Origin of the sequence: Aromatoleum sp. (assembly GCF_032027225.1) — a bacterium.
Taxonomy (GTDB): Bacteria; Pseudomonadota; Gammaproteobacteria; order Burkholderiales; family Rhodocyclaceae; genus Aromatoleum.
The window spans coordinates 20,156-34,550 of the sequence record NZ_JAVSMM010000023.1; the positions used below are offsets into that span (position 1 = coordinate 20,156).

Annotated in this window: 15 protein-coding genes; 10 read left to right on the forward strand and 5 right to left on the reverse strand. The window is 67.5% G+C overall.

Annotation, left to right across the window (positions count from 1 at the left end; genetic code table 11):
* Positions 1 to 6 precede the first annotated feature (6 nt).
* Entirely contained in the window at positions 7 to 141 is a 135-nt protein-coding gene (locus ROZ37_RS19565) for a hypothetical protein (RefSeq protein WP_312662150.1), read from the forward strand.
* Positions 142 to 206: 65 nt separating this feature from the next.
* On the opposite strand, the gene ROZ37_RS19570 is transcribed toward ROZ37_RS19565, so the two are convergent.
* Positions 207 to 794: a hypothetical protein gene (locus tag ROZ37_RS19570; RefSeq protein WP_312662152.1), complete on the reverse strand. Its 588-nt coding sequence runs from the start codon at positions 792 to 794 to the stop codon at positions 207 to 209.
* A gap of 1 nt (position 795) precedes the next feature.
* Complete coding sequence (gene bamE, locus ROZ37_RS19575) at positions 796 to 1,287, reverse strand: outer membrane protein assembly factor BamE (protein WP_312662154.1); 492 nt, start codon at positions 1,285 to 1,287, stop codon at positions 796 to 798.
* A gap of 205 nt (positions 1,288 to 1,492) precedes the next feature.
* Here bamE and ROZ37_RS19580 point away from each other — a divergent pair, with 205 nt between their 5' ends.
* The 6 genes from ROZ37_RS19580 to ROZ37_RS19605 all read left to right on the forward strand — a co-directional run bounded on the left by ROZ37_RS19580 (position 1,493) and on the right by ROZ37_RS19605 (position 8,051).
* The gene (locus ROZ37_RS19580; protein ID WP_312662156.1) at positions 1,493 to 2,605 is read left to right on the forward strand and encodes a branched-chain amino acid ABC transporter substrate-binding protein; all 1,113 of its coding nucleotides are present in this window, start codon (positions 1,493 to 1,495) and stop codon (positions 2,603 to 2,605) included.
* Between the two features lie 498 nt (positions 2,606 to 3,103).
* A complete protein-coding gene (locus ROZ37_RS19585) occupies positions 3,104 to 4,219 on the forward strand; it encodes a branched-chain amino acid ABC transporter substrate-binding protein (protein WP_312662158.1) in 1,116 nt (371 codons plus the stop codon).
* A gap of 279 nt (positions 4,220 to 4,498) precedes the next feature.
* A complete protein-coding gene (locus ROZ37_RS19590; RefSeq protein ID WP_312662160.1) occupies positions 4,499 to 5,431 on the forward strand; it encodes a branched-chain amino acid ABC transporter permease in 933 nt (310 codons plus the stop codon).
* A gap of 13 nt (positions 5,432 to 5,444) precedes the next feature.
* Positions 5,445 to 6,545, forward strand: coding sequence for an ABC transporter permease subunit (locus ROZ37_RS19595; RefSeq protein WP_312662162.1), 1,101 nt, complete (start codon positions 5,445 to 5,447; stop codon positions 6,543 to 6,545).
* Entirely contained in the window at positions 6,542 to 7,318 is a 777-nt protein-coding gene (locus ROZ37_RS19600) for an ABC transporter ATP-binding protein (RefSeq protein ID WP_312662164.1), read from the forward strand. Before ROZ37_RS19595 ends, ROZ37_RS19600 begins: the two co-directional genes overlap by 4 nt.
* A complete protein-coding gene (locus ROZ37_RS19605) occupies positions 7,308 to 8,051 on the forward strand; it encodes an ABC transporter ATP-binding protein (protein ID WP_312662166.1) in 744 nt (247 codons plus the stop codon). Before ROZ37_RS19600 ends, ROZ37_RS19605 begins: the two co-directional genes overlap by 11 nt.
* A gap of 3 nt (positions 8,052 to 8,054) precedes the next feature.
* On the opposite strand, the gene ROZ37_RS19610 is transcribed toward ROZ37_RS19605, so the two are convergent.
* The 3 genes from ROZ37_RS19610 to ROZ37_RS19620 form a co-directional block, all read right to left on the reverse strand.
* Positions 8,055 to 9,239, reverse strand: a complete 1,185-nt coding sequence (locus ROZ37_RS19610) for a multidrug effflux MFS transporter (protein ID WP_312662168.1) — start codon at positions 9,237 to 9,239, stop codon at positions 8,055 to 8,057.
* A 334-nt stretch (positions 9,240 to 9,573) separates the two neighbouring features.
* Positions 9,574 to 11,067, reverse strand: a complete 1,494-nt coding sequence (locus ROZ37_RS19615) for a YifB family Mg chelatase-like AAA ATPase (RefSeq protein ID WP_312662169.1) — start codon at positions 11,065 to 11,067, stop codon at positions 9,574 to 9,576.
* A 155-nt stretch (positions 11,068 to 11,222) separates the two neighbouring features.
* On the reverse strand, positions 11,223 to 11,486 hold the full coding sequence (locus tag ROZ37_RS19620; RefSeq protein WP_312662170.1) for an accessory factor UbiK family protein: 264 nt from the start codon (positions 11,484 to 11,486) through the stop codon (positions 11,223 to 11,225).
* A gap of 273 nt (positions 11,487 to 11,759) precedes the next feature.
* On the opposite strand from ROZ37_RS19620, the gene ROZ37_RS19625 reads away from it, so the two are divergent.
* Genes ROZ37_RS19625 through amt form a run of 3 tightly spaced genes read left to right on the forward strand, consistent with a single transcriptional unit; the run spans position 11,760 to position 14,210 of the window.
* Positions 11,760 to 12,488 (forward strand): TorF family putative porin, encoded by a 729-nt coding sequence (locus ROZ37_RS19625; protein ID WP_312662171.1) that lies wholly within the window; start codon positions 11,760 to 11,762, stop codon positions 12,486 to 12,488.
* Positions 12,489 to 12,516: 28 nt separating this feature from the next.
* Complete coding sequence (gene glnK, locus ROZ37_RS19630; RefSeq protein ID WP_312662172.1) at positions 12,517 to 12,855, forward strand: P-II family nitrogen regulator; 339 nt, start codon at positions 12,517 to 12,519, stop codon at positions 12,853 to 12,855.
* 11 nt (positions 12,856 to 12,866) lie between these two features.
* On the forward strand, positions 12,867 to 14,210 hold the full coding sequence (gene amt / locus ROZ37_RS19635) for an ammonium transporter (protein WP_312662174.1): 1,344 nt from the start codon (positions 12,867 to 12,869) through the stop codon (positions 14,208 to 14,210).
* Positions 14,211 to 14,395: the final 185 nt, after the last annotated feature.

Genomic DNA, 14,395 nt, shown 5'->3' on the forward strand with positions numbered 1-14,395 from the left:
CGCTTTTTGCCTGACAGGGTGACCTTCGACCTGCGCTACCACGACACCGACGTCGATAGCAGCCACAAGGTCTATGGCGACCGCGACGGGCGCAAGATCTTCAAGGAGCGCGTGGTGTTCGCGGTGTCGAAGAGCTTCTGAAGACCGCGCGACGCGCGGCGGGTGCCGGGATCGCGGGGAGATTTACATTCGACCGCGACGGCGCCCTACCAGTACCACGGATAACCCGACCAGTACGGATAGCGGTGGCGCCAGCGGGATCGGTACGGAAACGGATACGCGTAATACGGGTACGGGTAGCCGAACATCGGGCCGGCGAACGCGCCCTCGTTCGGGTAGACGTAAGTCCGGCTCGTGCGCACGACCTTGCCATCGACGAAATGCACGTTGAACAGCGTCGCGACTCCCGGACCGTCGTTGTAGACGTTCCAGTCCCAGACCTCCTCGCCGCTCATCTGGAAAGTCTGGACCGAACGGTGCGTGCCGAGCAGGCGCGACACCTCGTCCTTCGTCATGCCGCGCTTGACGTTGCCGAGATTTCGCTCCGACAGCGCGTCGTGCTGTTCGAGCACGATGCCGCCCTTGTCGATCGTGACCATCAGCGTGGTTTCGCCGTAAGGCTGCGTCGAATACTCGAGCGTCGTCGTGCCGTCGCCGTTGTCCCAGCGCCGCGTCGGTTGACCGTGGACGGCGATCGCATCGGCCTCGGTCGTCAGCGGCGGCAGGCGCTGCGCATAGCTCGCGCAGCCGGCGACGAAGAGCATGGCGAGGATCGCGATGAAACGGGACCACATTTCAGCCCCCTCGATATTCCGTGTTGCGGGTCGTCTTGACGACGCGCCCGTCGTTGTTGAAATGCACCGTAAAGAAGGTCGGGTCGGACGCCGGCGGCGGCGATTCGATGCGCCAGTTCCAGACCGTTTCGCCGGCGAGTGCGAGGTACTGCTCGCTCGCGGGCCGGCCGAGAATGCGTCGCACCTCGTTGCCCGTCATGCCTCGTTGGATGCGGGCGAAACCCTTTTCGTTCAATACCTGGTCGATGGAACGCAGCACGCCGTCGGGACCGATCGTCACCATGTAGCACTGCGTCCCCTCGGGCTGGCGCGAGTATTCCCAAGTGACCGAGCCGTCGTCGTTCTTCCACTCGGTGCCCGGCTTGCCGAGCCGGTCGCGCACGTCCATCGCGGTCGACACGCCCGGCTCGAGCTCGCGGAGCGCGAAATAGTCACAGGCCGTGAGGCCGATCGCCGCGAGCAGGCTGCACAGGAGTGCGATGAGTCGTTTCATGACCGGAATTCTCCTTTCCCCAAGGATGGGGCGCCTCGTATGAAACGAGTGTAGCGCGTCCATCGTGCGCTCCGACGGTCCCGACGTGTCGCCGCCGAGCGGCACGCGCTATCCTGCCGCTCACAGCCCGGCTCGGATGGTGAGCGGGATCTCCGTCATCGCATCCCAGGTCGGCCGCGGCTCAACGACAACGAGGAGACTTCGAATGAACAGGACCCTGCTCGCCCTCGCACTCGCCGGTTTCGCGCTCTCGGCGCACGCTCAGACGGTCGTCAGGATCGGTCACGCGGGTCCGCTGACCGGCCCCCTCGCGCACATCGGCAAGGACGGCGAGAACGGCGCGCGCCTCGCGCTCGAGGACGCGAACGCGAAGGGCACGAAGATCGCCGGGCAGCCGGTGAAGTTCGAGCTCGTCAGCGAAGACGACCAGGCCGACCCGCGCACCGCGACGACGGTCGCGCAGCGCCTGAGCGACCTCGGCGTGAAAGGCGTCGTCGGCCACACGACGTCGGGCGCGTCGATCCCGGCCTCGCGCATCTACGAGCAGGCCGGGATCCCGATGATCACCCCGTCGTCGACGAACCCGAAGCTCACGCAGCAAGGCTACAAGGGGATCTTCCGCGTCATCGCGAACGACCTGCAGCAGGGCGCGGCGATGGCGAAGTACGCCGGTCAGACCTTGCAGGCGAAGAAGGTCGCGGTCATCGACGACCGCAGCGCGTACGGTCAGGGCCTCGCCGACGCGTTCATCGACAGCGTGAAGAAGCAAGGCGCAGAGGTCGTCGGGCGCGAATTCACGACCGACAAGGCGACCGACTTCACCGCCATCCTCACGAAGATCAAGGGGAAGCAGCCCGACGCGCTGTTCTTCGGCGGCATGGACGCGCAGGCCGCGCCGATGCTGCGACAGATGAAGCAGCTCGGCATGAACGCGCGCTTTCTCGGCGGCGACGGGGCCTGCACCGCCGAGATGATCAAGCTCGCCGGCGACGCGATGAGTGCCGAAACCTACTGCACGCAGGCCGGCATCCCGATGGCGACGATGCCGGGCGGCGCGAAATTCAACGCTCGCTACAAGGAACGCTTCAAGACCGACGTGCAGTTGTACGCGCCGTACAGCTACGACGCGACGATGGCCTTCGTCGAAGCGATGAAGGCCGCGAACTCGACCGAGCCGTCGAAGTACCTGCCCGCGCTGCAGAAACTGACCATGCCCGGCATCACCGGCGAAATCGCATTCGACAAGAACGGCGACATCCGCGAAGGCGGCGTCACGATGTACCGCTTCCGCAACGGCAAGTGGGAAGCGCTGAACTGAGCGCGGATCGATCCCGCATCGCCGCGTGATGTCCTGCGGCGGTGGGCGCGCGAACACCGCGGAAATCGGCGATCTCTCCCGCCCTCGCCCCGGTCTTCCACGGCGAGTGCGCTGTTCGCGGCTTCTTCGCTGCCCATTAGGGAAACCCATTACCCGGCTTGGATTGTGCGACGCGTCAGGCATGCGTCGCGTGCGGCGCTCCCCACTTCCGCAGGCAACGCGCGGGAGGGCACGATTTTCGACAGCTGCAACGACGTGCTCCGGCGCGCCGAATGCTGCGTCGCAGAATCCGTGGCCTTGTGCCACGCCCTTTGCCCCACGCATCGTTCGAAGGTTTTTTCGGCAGAATACGGCGACTTTTCGCCGTTTTTCCGCAAAGGTCGCGTGCCCGCGGAATCGACGAAACACGGCGTTGCATGCAGCATGGGTCGCCCGGGCAGCGGTCGGCGCGGGCGGACGAGGTCGGGCAATTCCTTGGTTTCCAGCGGAGGGTCGGGCATGAAAAGAACGGTCGTTGCAATCGCGGTAATGGGATTCGGGCTGTCGGTCGCGCACGCTCAGGAAATGGTCGTCAAGCTCGGCAGCGTCGCGCCGCTGACGGGCACGATTTCGCACCTCGGCAAGGACAACGAGAACGGCGCGAAGCTCGCGGTCGAGGACGCGAATGCGAAGGGCGTCACGATCGGCGGCAAGAAGGTTCGCTTCGAACTGATCGGCGAAGACGACCAGGCCGACCCGCGAACCGGCACGACGGTCGCGCAGCGCCTCGTCGACGCCGGGGTCAAAGGCGTGATCGGCCACCTCAACTCGGGCACGACGATTCCGGCCTCGCGCATCTACAACCAGGCCGGCGTGCCGATGGTGTCGCCGTCGGCGACCAACCCGACGCTGACGCGCCAGGGCTACAAGGGCGTGTTCCGCACGATCGCGAACGACGTCCAGCAGGGCAGCCGGCTCGGCAAGTTCATCGCCGGCGACCTCGGCGCGAAGACCGTCGCGATCATCGACGACCGCACCGCGTATGGACAGGGGCTCGCCGACGAGACCGAGAAGGCGGCGAAGGCCGGCGGCGCGAAAGTCGTCGCGCGCGAATTCACGACCGATAAGGCGACCGACTTCAATGCGATCCTGACGAAGATCCGCAGCATCAAGCCCGATGTGATCTTCTTCGGCGGCATGGACGCGCAGGCCGGCCCGATGGTGCGGCAATTGAAGCAGCTCGGCGTCGAGGCGAAGTTCGTCACCGGCGACGGCGGCTGCAGCCCCGAGATGATCAAGCTGGCCGGCGACGCGATCAGCGGCAACGCCTACTGCTCGATGCCGGGCCTCGCGATCGACAAGATGCCCGGCGGCGCCGAATTCCGCAGCCGCTACAAGAAGCGCTTCGGTCAGGACGTACAGATCTACTCGCCGTACGCGTACGACGCGGCGACCGCGATCATCAAGGCGATGCAGGCGGCGAACTCGCCCGAACCGTCGAAGTACCTGCCCGAGCTCGCGAAGTCGAACTTCCCGGGCGTGATCGGCACAGTGTCGTTCGACGACAAGGGCGACATCCGCGAAGGCGCAGTGACGATGTACCGCTACAAGGACGGTGCATGGGCGGCGATGTGACCCGATGCGGCCGCCGCGCATGACGGCCGCGAGGACCGGGGTCGCGGCCGGTCGCGGCCGCGACCCCGCTTGGAGGATGGCCTGTTCGTCGCCGCACCGGCCGCGGCGACCGGCTCGCCGGGTTCAATCGAGCGTTGACCGCCCGGCCGCAGCACCGATGCGCCACGAAGCGTCCGACGGGCGCGACGCAATGCTGGCCGTCCGCCGGTCCCGTTCGACTTCCGCGCGCTCGGCCGGCGACGCCGAACACCCCGCGCGTCCGCAACCCCGAGGCTGACGATGGAAACTTTCCTGCAGCAACTCGTAAACGGGCTCGTCGTCGGCAGCGTCTATGCGCTCGTCGCGCTCGGCTACACGATGGTCTACGGCATCCTCGGGCTGATCAATTTCGCGCATGGCGACCTCGTGATGGTCGGCGCGATGACGGCGCTGCAGACGATGCTGTTCCTGATGGGCGTGGCACCCGGCATGTCGCCGCTCGCGATGCTGACGCTGTCGCTCGCGGTCGCGATTCCGGTATGCATGATGCTTGGCTATGCGATGGAGCGGCTCGCGTACCGGCGGCTGAGGAACGCGCCGCGCCTCGCGCCGCTGATCACCGCGATCGGCGTGTCCTTTCTGCTGCAGACGATCGCGATGATCCTGTGGGGCCGCAGCTACCACACCTTTCCGCAACTGATCTCGACGAGCCCGCTGCAGCCGATCCCGGGCGTGTTCATCACGCCGATCCAGATCACGATCATCGTCGGCTCGGCGCTGATCATGGGCGCGCTGATCCTGCTGGTGACGAAGACGAAGCTCGGCCGGGCGATGCGGGCGACCGCCGAGAACCACCGCGTCGCGAGTCTGATGGGGGTCGACACGAACCTGATCATCGCGCTGACCTTCGTCATCGGCGCCGCGCTCGCCGCGGTCGCCGGCGTGATGTATGCGAGCAACTACGGCATCGCGCACTACGGCATGGGTTTCATGCCCGGGCTGAAAGCCTTCACCGCCGCGGTGCTCGGCGGCATCGGCAACCTCGGCGGCGCGATGCTCGGCGGCGTCGTGCTCGGGCTCGTCGAATCCTTCGGCGCCGGCTACATCGAGCACCTGACCTTCGGCTTCCTGAACTCGTCCTACCAGGACATCTTCGCGTTCATCATCCTCGGGCTGGTGCTGATCTTCCGGCCGACCGGGCTGCTCGGCGAGCGCGTGTCGGACCGCGCGTGACGGAGACCTGCGCATGAACGAACTCGCCCTCGCCGTCCCGTGGCTCGGCAAGCGCAACCCGCAGGCCGCGCGCTGGCTGATCGTCGTCGTCGCGCTCGCGGCGCCGCTCGTCGCGATCCTGTTCGGCCGCACCTGGGTGCGCGTGCTCGATTTCGCGCTGCTGTACGTGATGCTCGCGCTCGGTCTGAACCTCGTCGTCGGCTTCGCGGGCCTTCTCGATCTCGGCTACATCGCGTTCTACGCGGTCGGCGCCTACACGTTCGCGTTTCTCGCGTCGCCGCATTTCGACGTGCATCTGCCGTTCTGGGTCGTGCTGCCGCTCGCGGCCGGCTTCGCCGCGCTGGCCGGCATCATGCTCGGCTTCCCGGTGCTGCGATTACGCGGCGACTACCTCGCGATCGTCACGCTCGGCTTCGGCGAGATCGTGCGCATCTTCATGAACAACCTGAACTACCCGATCAACATCACGAACGGCCCGCAGGGCATCAACGCGCTCGATCCGCTGGTGCTGTTCGGCTGGGACCTGTCGCGCAACATCCAGGTCACCGAGGATTTCTCGATCAACTCGCTGTTCCTGTACTACTACTTCTTCCTCGCGTGCGTCGCCGGCTCGGTGATCTTCATCCAGCGCCTGCAGGTGTCGCGCGTCGGCCGCGCATGGGCGGCGATGCGCGACGACGAGCTCGCGGCGAAGGCGATCGGCATCAATACGCGCAACCTGAAGCTGCTCGCGTTCTCGCTCGGCGCGACCTTCGGCGGCGTCGCGGGGGCTCTCTTCGGCTCGTTCCAGGGCTTCGTGTCGCCGGAGTCGTTCTCGCTGATGGAGTCGATCGCGGTGCTGACGATGGTCGTGTTCGGCGGCATGGGCAACGTCGCCGGCGCGATCGTCGGCGCGCTGATCCTGTCCGCGCTGCCGGAAATCCTGCGCCACCTCGCGGTGCCGATGCAGCAGGCGCTGTTCGGCACGGTGATCCTCGACCCCGAAGTGCTGCGCATGCTGCTGCTTTCGCTCGCGATGATCCTGATGATGCTGCTGAAGCCCGCCGGACTCATCCCGGCACACCCGCGCTATTCGCGCGTCGAACACCTGTCCGGCCGCGAGGTGAAGCGGTGATCACGCTGCTCGAAGCCCGCGGCATCGACAAGCGCTTCGGCGGCCTGAAGGCGCTGTCGAACGTGTCGCTGACGATCGGCAAAGGCGAGATCTACGGCCTGATCGGCCCGAACGGCGCGGGCAAGACGACGCTCTTCAACGTGTTGACCGGCGCCTACACGCCCGACGGCGGCGAGTTCGCGTTCAACGGCGCGCCGCTGCCGACCGGCAAGCCACATCTCGTCGTCGCGCAGGGTATCGCGCGGACCTTCCAGAACATCCGCCTGTTCCGCGACCTCACCGCGCTCGAGAACGTGATGGCCGGCCACCACATCCGCACGAAGGCGACGATCTGGGGGATCCTGACGCAGAACAAGCGCACCCGCGATGAAGAGCGCCTGACGACCGAGCGCGCGTACGAGCTGCTGAAATACGTCGGCATCGAGCGTTTCGCGACCGCGACGGCGAAAAACCTGTCGTACGGCGACCAGCGCCGGCTCGAGATCGCCCGCGCATTGGCGACCGAGCCGCAGCTCCTCGCGCTCGACGAACCGGCGGCCGGCATGAACGCGACCGAGACCGCGCAGCTGAAACTCCTGATCGAGCAGATCCGGCGCGACGGCATCACGGTGCTGCTGATCGAACACGACGTGAAGCTCGTGATGGGGCTGTGCGACCGCGTCGCGGTGCTCGACTTCGGCCGCAAGATCGCCGAGGACGTGCCGGCGGTCGTGCAGAAGGACGAAGCCGTGATCAGCGCCTATCTCGGCGGAGGCGCGAAGCATGCACACTAACTCGGCGTCGCCGCTGCTGCAGCTCGATCGCGTGCAAATCGCGTACGGCGGCATCCAGGCGGTCAAGGGCATCGACCTCGAGCTCTACCGCGGCGAGCTCGTGAGCCTGATCGGCGCGAACGGCGCCGGCAAGACGACGACGCTCAACGCGATCGCCGGCGTCCTGCCGCTCGCGGGCGGCGAGATCGTCTATCAGGGCGAAAAGCTCAAGCACCTGCCGGCGCACAAGCGGCTGCGGCGCGGCATCGCGCTGGTGCCGGAAGGTCGCGGGATTTTCACGCGGCTCACCGTCGAGGAAAACCTGCGCATGGGCGCGTACTCGCGCCGCGACGCCGCGGGCATCGACGCCGATCTCGAACGGGTCTACGCGATGCTGCCGCGCGTGAAGGAGCGGCTGGCGCAGGTCGCCGGCACCTTGTCGGGCGGCGAGCAGCAGATGGTCGCGATCGGCCGCGCGCTGCTGTCGCGCCCGAAGCTCTTGCTGCTCGACGAGCCATCGATGGGGCTCGCGCCGCTCGTCGTCGAGAAGATCTTCGAAGTCGTGCAGTCGGTCGCGAAGGAAGGCGTCACCGTGCTGCTCGTCGAGCAGAACGCGAACCTCGCACTCGAATTCTCGCAGCGCGCCTACGTGTTGGAATCCGGCCGCATCACGCTGACTGGCAGCGGCGCCGAGCTGCTGACCAACCCGAAGGTGCGCGCCGCCTACCTCGGCGAGATCGACGAAATCACCTGACGCTCACGTCTCCTGCGCGCGCCGCCAGCTTGCGAAGAGGAACAGCCCGAGCGCGACGAAGCCGGCCATGCTCGCCGCGAGCGTCAGCGGCGAATACCACAGCACCGGCGCGAGCAGCCCCGCGGTCACCGAGTTCACGCCGACTTGCAGGAAGCTCTGGCAGCTCGACGCGAGGCCGCGCCGCTTCGGAAAGCGGTCGAGCGCGAGCAGCGTCAGGCTCGGCATCGCCACCGACATGCCGAAGGTGTAGAGCCCGATCGGCAGCACCGACTGCGGCACGCCCGGCGTCAGCAGCGCGGCGACGAGCACGTTGCAGAGCGCGGCGGCGATCATGATCGCGAAACCGACGCTGATCGTCCGCCGCGGACTCCAGTGCCCGGCGATGCGCCCGGACAGCGCCGAGCCGGCGATCATGCCGAGGACCGCCGGCACGAAAAGCCACGCGAACTGATGCGGCCCGAGTCCGAGATGCCCGATCAGGAAGGTCGGCGCCGACACCACGTACACGAAGAAGCCGTTGAAGTTGAATGCGACCGCGCCGGCGACGAGCAGGAACGCGCCGCTGCCGAACACCTTCGCGTAGGCGCGACCGAGCGTCACCGGATGCAGCGGGTGGCGCGCCGCGACGGGCAGGGTTTCGGGCAGGAAGCGCCACGTCAGGTACGCGAGCGCGATCGAAAAAAGCGCAAGAAACACGAAGATCGCGCGCCAGCCTCCGATCGCGAGCAGGACGCCGCCGATCATCGGCGCGATCGCCGGCGCGATCGCGAAAATCATCATCACGCGCGACATCAGCCGCTGCGCCTGCGGGCCGTCATAGATGTCGCGGACGATTGCGCGTCCGACGACGACCCCCGCGCCGCCGACCAATCCCTGCAGCGCGCGCCCGATCCACAGCCACTCGATCGACGGCGCGAACGCGCAGATCAGCGACGCCGCGGCGAAGAGCGCCATCGACACGAGTATCACCGCGCGACGCCCGAAGCGGTCCGCGAGCGCGCCGTGCCACAGCACCATGAACGCGAAGGTCGCCATGTACGCGGTCAGCGTCTGCTGGACTTCGAGCTGCGTCGCCGACAGCGACGCGGCGATCGCGGGAAACGCCGGCAGGTAGGTGTCGATCGAAAACGGGCCGATCGCCGACAGCGCGGCGAGCACCGCCGCGAGCCACGGGGAGGAAGCGGGCACAGCAAGACTCCTGGGGAAAGTCGTTGTTGTCGTTGTTGGCGGGATTCGTCGGCACCCCATCACGGAACGGCGCCGAGGTCGAAAGGCCGGTCTGGGTTCATTAGCGCCGGCTTGCCGCGTCACGAAGCATACAGGCTGGAGCGCCGGCGCAGTCGCCGGGTGCGGGCTCGTGCCCGTCGCGCGGCCCCGCTCCGACGAATGCACACGTCGTAGGTAATCGTGCGTAGGACGGACCGAGCGCAGCGATGCCCGACGTTACCGGCTCCGATCGCTCCTGCGTCGGCCTTCGCTGCGCTCACGCCGACCTACGGCTCGGCGAGCCCACCGTCCGACGCTATCGCGCGTCGAGCCCGCGCCGGTACTGGATCGCTTCGGCCAGGTGCGGGGCGCCGACGCGTTCGGCGCCGGCGAGGTCGGCGATCGTGCGGGCGACTTTCAGGACGCGGTGGTAGCCGCGCGCCGATAGGTTCAACCGCGCCATCGCGTGGCTGAGCAGCGCGCGTCCTTCATTGTCCGGCGCACAGAGCGTGTCGATACGCCCGGCAGCGAGCCGGCTGTTCGGCTCGCCCTGCCGGTCGCGCTGCGCCGTCCGCGCGCGCTCGACGCGTTCGCGCACCGCCGCGCTCGGCTCGCCGGCGGGCTGCGCGAGCATCTCGGCGTGATCGAGCAGCGGCACTTCGATGACCAGGTCCATGCGGTCGAGCAGCGGGCCCGAGAGCTTGCCGCGGTAGCGCGCAATCTGGTCGGGAGTGCAGCGGCAGCGCGCGCTGCCGGCATGACCGCAGGGGCAGGGGTTCATCGCGGCGACGAGCTGGAAGCGCGCGGGAAACTCGGCGCGCCGGCGCGCTCGCGACACGGTCACGGTGCCGGTCTCGAGCGGCTCGCGCAGCGCTTCGAGCACGCGACGGTCGAATTCCGGCAGCTCGTCGAGGAACAGGACGCCGTGGTGCGCGAGGCTGATTTCGCCGGGACGCGGCACCGCGCCGCCGCCGACGAGCGCCGGCGCCGACGTCGAATGATGCGGCGCGCGGTACGGCCGCTGCGCCCAGCGCGACGCGTCGAAGGATCCTTCGATCGACTGGATCGCGGCACTCTCGATCGCCTCGGCCTCGTCCATCCGCGGCAGCAATCCCGGCAGCCGCTTCGCGAGCATCGACTTGCCGGTGCCGGGCGGACCGAACAGCAGCAGCGAATGCTGGCCCGCGGCGGCGACTTCGAGCGCTCGGCGCGCCTGCAACTGACCTTTCACGTCGGCGAGATCGGCGTCCGGCGCGACCTCCGCGTCCCGGGGCGGCGCAATGTGGCGCGCGAGCGCCGAATGCCCGTTGAGGTGCGCGCAGACCGCGAGCAGGTTGCCCGCCGGCAGCACTTGCGCCGCACTCGCGAGCGCAGCTTCGGCCGCATTGCCGTCGGGCAGCACGAGTTGCCGCGCGGCCCGTCCGGTTTCGAGCGCGACCGCAAGCGCGCCGCGGACCGGCCGCAGCATGCCGTTGAGCGACAGTTCGCCGACGAACTCGTGGGCCGCGAGGCGCGCGCCGTCGACCTGCCCGGAGGCGACGAGGATGCCGATCGCGATCGGCAAGTCGAAGCGCCCGCCCTCCTTCGGCAGATCGGCGGGCGCGAGATTGACGGTGATGCGGCGCTGCGGAAATTCGAACTGGGACGTGACGATCGCGGCGCGCACGCGGTCGCGCGCTTCACGCACCTCGGTATCGGCGAGGCCGACGAGGTTGAACGACGGCAGGCCGTTCGCGAGGTGGACTTCGACGGCGACTTCGGGGGCATTCAGACCGACGAGCGCGCGCGAGCGGACGAGGGCGAGCGACATGCAGAGACTCCGGTAGGACCGCGAAGCAGTCTACCGGAGCCTGGATTTATGACAAAGAGTTAAACGAGTTCCGCTCGCGCCCCGGAGCGGGAATGCACCGCCGGTGCGCGAGACGGTGAGCCGCGTATGCGGCGCAGCGACGGCGCCGCGCCGGCTCAGCTCTCTTCGCGGTCGGTGCGCACGCGCGTGAGCTCGGACTCGAGCGCGGCGACGCGCTCTTCGAGTTCGAGGAGCTTCTGGCGCGCGTTGGCGAGCACTTCGCGCTGGATGTCGAATTCCTCCCGCGTCACGAGATCGAGCTTGCCGAACGCACTGCCGAGCAGCGCCTTCGCGTTCTTCTCGAAATCCCGGGCCGGATTGCTGGCGGCAAGCTCGGAGAGCTTCGCGCCGAGTTCGTCAAGGATGCGGGGACCAGCCATGGCAGCGCCTCAGGGGGTTCATGAAGGGGAGCGCAGTCTAGCACGTCGGTTTTCGGGACCGAATCCTTGGAGCAGGTCAGCCTGCGCTCTCACGCACCGTAACGGTGCATCTACACCCGCCGCGCCCTCGGAAAGCGCGCGAAGACGAAGCGGGCGAGCCGCTGCACGGAGCCAGATTCCCTAATCGGAACACAGGCTTGCGATGCCACGGAGGGTGATGGCACGGCCGATGCTATCCGTGATTGGTGAAGACCATCGTCAAGGAGCAACGCCATGAAGAAGAGCAAAACCGTAGTCGCTGCTTTCGCCGGCTTGCCGCTGCTCGGGTCGGGCGCCGCGCTCGCGCAGGACAGTCCGTTCACCACGAACGTGGCCGTCGTGTCCGACTACGCGTACCGCGGCATCAGCCAGACCGACGAACGTCCGGCGCTGCAGGGCGGGTTCGACTATGCGCACCCTGGCGGCTTCTATGCCGGCGTCTGGGGCTCTAACGTGTCGTGGCTGAACGATGCGGAGACGACCTCGTCGTCGGGCAACAGCCTCGAGCTCGACATCTATGGCGGCTTCAAGATGCCGCTCGGCCCGCTCGGGCTCGACGTCGGCGTGCTGCAGTACTACTACCCGGGCGACTTCGACCGTGCATGGCGCAACGATACCGGCCTCGACAACCCGAACACGACCGAGGGCTACGTCGGACTGAGCTGGTCCTTCCTGAGCTTCAAGTACTCGTACGCCTTCACCGACCTCTTCGGCCTCGACGACTCCGACGGCAGCCAGTACTTCGACCTTGCCGCGGCATACGAGATCGGGGACGGCCTGACGCTGAACGCGCACTTCGGCCGCCAGCGCATCGCCGGCCCCGTCGATTCTTACAACGACTGGAAACTCGGCGTCACGAAGTCGCTGGCGGGGTTCAACCTCGGCCTGCACTACGTCGACACCGACGAGCGCGGCGACCTCGCCCAGGAGCGGGTCGTGTTCTCGGTCAGCCGGTCCTTCTGACTTCCGCTTCGACTGAAAGGAAAAAACCATGAAGTTCGTCTCCGCCATCATCAAGCCCTTCAAGCTCGACGAAGTCCGCGAAGCGCTGTCCGCGATCGGCGTGCAGGGCATCACCGTCACCGAGGTCAAGGGCTTCGGGCGCCAGAAAGGTCACACCGAGCTGTACCGCGGCGCCGAATACGTCGTCGATTTCCTGCCGAAAGTGAAGATCGACGCCGCGATTCCGACCGAACTGCTCGACCAGGTCATCGAGGCGATCGAGAAGTCCGCCGCGACCGGCAAGATCGGCGACGGCAAGATCTTCGTCTACGAGCTCGAGCAGGCCATCCGCATTCGCACCGGCGAAACCGGTCTCGACGCGCTATAACGGAGGCGACCATGAAGAAATCCTTCGCAATCCTGCCGGCATTGCTCACCGCCGGCCTCGCCGGCAGCGCGCTCGCACAGGACGTCGCGCCGGCGCTCGGCACGGCCGTCGCGGCGGCCGCGCCGGTCGTCGACAAGGGCGACGTCGCGTGGATCATGACGTCGACGCTGCTCGTGCTCTTCATGGCGCTGCCGGGCCTCGCACTCTTCTACGGCGGGCTCGTGCGTTCAAAGAACATGCTGTCGGTGCTGATGCAGGTGATGGTCGTGTTCTCGCTGATCGCGGTGCTGTGGGTGTTCTACGGCTACTCGCTCGCGTTCACCGAAGGGGCACCGTTCATCGGCTCGCTCGACAAGCTGTTCCTCGGCGGCGTCACGATCGACACGCTCGCGGACACTTTCACCGACAACGTGAAGCTGCCCGAATTCGCGTTCGTCGCGTTCCAGGCGACCTTCGCCGGCATTACCGGAGCGCTGATCGTCGGTGCGTTCGCCGAGCGGATGAAGTTCTCGGCGGTGCTGATCTTCTCGGTGATCTGGTTCACGCTGTGCTACCTGCCGATCTGCCACATGGTGTGGGGACCGGGCGGATTGCTGCTCGGCGACGGCGCGCTCGACTTCGCCGGCGGCACGGTCGTGCATATCAACGCCGGCGTCGCAGGCCTCGTCGGCGCGTACATGGTCGGCAAGCGCATCGGCTTCGGCCGCGAATCGATGGCGCCGCATTCGCTGACGCTGACGATGGTCGGCGCGTCGATGCTGTGGGTGGGCTGGTTCGGCTTCAACGCTGGCTCGAACCTCGAAGCGACCTCGGGCGCCGCGCTCGCGTTCATCAACACGCTGGTCGCGACCGCCGCCGCGGTGCTCGCGTGGTCGCTCGGCGAAGCGCTCTTCAAGGGGCGTCCGTCGATGCTCGGCGCGGCGTCGGGCGCGGTCGCCGGCCTCGTCGCGATCACGCCGGCCTGCGGCACCGTCGGTCCGATGGGCGCGATCATCATCGGGTTGCTCGCCGGCTTCGTCTGCCTGTGGGGTGTCAATGGCCTGAAGCGCATCCTCGGCGCCGACGATGCGCTCGACGTGTTCGGCGTGCATGGCGTCGGCGGCATCCTCGGCGCGATCCTGACCGGCGTCTTCACCGCGCCGGCGCTGGGCGGCACCGGCGCAGAAGATTTCTCGATCGCCGGGCAGGTGTGGATCCAGACTTACAGCGTGCTGATCACGATGGTCTGGTCGTCGGTCGTCGCGGTCATCGCGTACAAGGCCGCCGACATCCTCGTCGGACTGCGCGTCGCGGAGGACGAGGAGCGGCAGGGGCTCGACGTCACGGCGCACGGAGAGACCGCGTACCACCACTGAACGTTGCTGGCCGGGTTCCCTCCTCTACCCGGCCTTTCGACGGGCGTCCCCGGAACCGGGGGCGCCCGTTTTTCCTTGCGCGAGAGGACGCGCGCTACCGCGGCGACACGATCGACGCCGGCCTCCCCTGCAAACTGCAATGAGACCCGACCTAAAAAAGAATCCCCGTTCAGCGTAGCCGCTGA

Coding starts and splice junctions, on each gene's coding strand:
- ROZ37_RS19570 (WP_312662152.1), bottom strand. CDS start 794: ATGTGGTCCCGTTTCATCGCGATCCTCGCCATGCTCTTCGTCGCCGGC.
- bamE (WP_312662154.1), bottom strand. CDS start 1,287: ATGAAACGACTCATCGCACTCCTGTGCAGCCTGCTCGCGGCGATCGGC.
- ROZ37_RS19580 (WP_312662156.1), top strand. CDS start 1,493: ATGAACAGGACCCTGCTCGCCCTCGCACTCGCCGGTTTCGCGCTCTCG.
- ROZ37_RS19585 (WP_312662158.1), top strand. CDS start 3,104: ATGAAAAGAACGGTCGTTGCAATCGCGGTAATGGGATTCGGGCTGTCG.
- ROZ37_RS19590 (WP_312662160.1), top strand. CDS start 4,499: ATGGAAACTTTCCTGCAGCAACTCGTAAACGGGCTCGTCGTCGGCAGC.
- ROZ37_RS19595 (WP_312662162.1), top strand. CDS start 5,445: ATGAACGAACTCGCCCTCGCCGTCCCGTGGCTCGGCAAGCGCAACCCG.
- ROZ37_RS19605 (WP_312662166.1), top strand. CDS start 7,308: ATGCACACTAACTCGGCGTCGCCGCTGCTGCAGCTCGATCGCGTGCAA.
- ROZ37_RS19615 (WP_312662169.1), bottom strand. CDS start 11,067: ATGTCGCTCGCCCTCGTCCGCTCGCGCGCGCTCGTCGGTCTGAATGCC.
- ROZ37_RS19620 (WP_312662170.1), bottom strand. CDS start 11,486: ATGGCTGGTCCCCGCATCCTTGACGAACTCGGCGCGAAGCTCTCCGAG.
- ROZ37_RS19625 (WP_312662171.1), top strand. CDS start 11,760: ATGAAGAAGAGCAAAACCGTAGTCGCTGCTTTCGCCGGCTTGCCGCTG.
- glnK (WP_312662172.1), top strand. CDS start 12,517: ATGAAGTTCGTCTCCGCCATCATCAAGCCCTTCAAGCTCGACGAAGTC.
- amt (WP_312662174.1), top strand. CDS start 12,867: ATGAAGAAATCCTTCGCAATCCTGCCGGCATTGCTCACCGCCGGCCTC.